The sequence below is a fragment of the Klebsiella sp. MS 92-3 genome, from assembly GCF_000195655.1.
GTDB lineage: Bacteria > Pseudomonadota > Gammaproteobacteria > Enterobacterales > Enterobacteriaceae > Klebsiella > Klebsiella pneumoniae.
The window spans coordinates 31,252-31,941 of sequence record NZ_GL882846.1 but is presented as its reverse complement, the minus strand read 5'-3'; the positions used below and the strand labels follow the sequence as shown (position 1 = coordinate 31,941).

At 59.7% G+C, this 690-nt stretch carries 1 protein-coding gene; it reads right to left on the bottom strand.

The window, feature by feature from the left end; all coding sequences use genetic code 11:
• On the bottom strand, positions 1-646 hold a 646-nt coding region (gene traX / locus HMPREF9538_RS06045; protein WP_032457222.1), incomplete at its 3' end, for a type-F conjugative transfer system pilin acetylase TraX.
• Positions 647-690: the final 44 nt, after the last annotated feature.

The following is a 690-nucleotide window of genomic DNA, read 5'->3' as shown; positions in this document are numbered from 1 at the left end:
TCACACGTTCTCCGGCAGATGAGCACACCACCAGCGTCAGCAGCGCAATCGCCAGCCCGGCCACTGATTCACTCACGTCATGCATATTCATCAGCAACACCATGAGGGCCCACAGCACCCCGTATCCCAGCCGTTCCTGTGCATGCTGTGCGCGACAAAGCAGCCAGCTGGCGGTGAGCATGCCCACTCCGGCCATGCCGTAGCTGGCGGTTGACAGGGGTATCCAGGCGACCAGCAGTCCAGCCGCCGGGAGGGTGTAATACCAGGACGGCTGGCTGACCCACCGCAGGACCTGGCCCGTGACGGCAAAGGCAAACAGAATATTCCCGGAATACCACGGGTACCCGATGAGCATAAACGACACCTGGGCGACCAGCGCCCAGCCCCACAGGCTGTTCAGCTGCGACTGGCGTATTTCCGCGTGCCGGGCCAGATTCATTCCCCATGCCAGACCGAACAGCGGAAAACAGCCCCGTCCCAGCAGGCGCATCACTTCATTGTTTCCGGCCAGCAGTAAGCCGGTGTGGTCAGTCACCATCAGTACCAGTGCGACCGTTTTAATCATATCCGTTTGTCCCGGTGCCCAGGTCAGCAGGCGATGAAGCCAGCGGTCTGTCGCACCTGGAAATGTGTGTTGTGCTCTCATGTTTTTTTCCTTTTAGCGCTCCGGCAGACTGCCCGATTTTAATC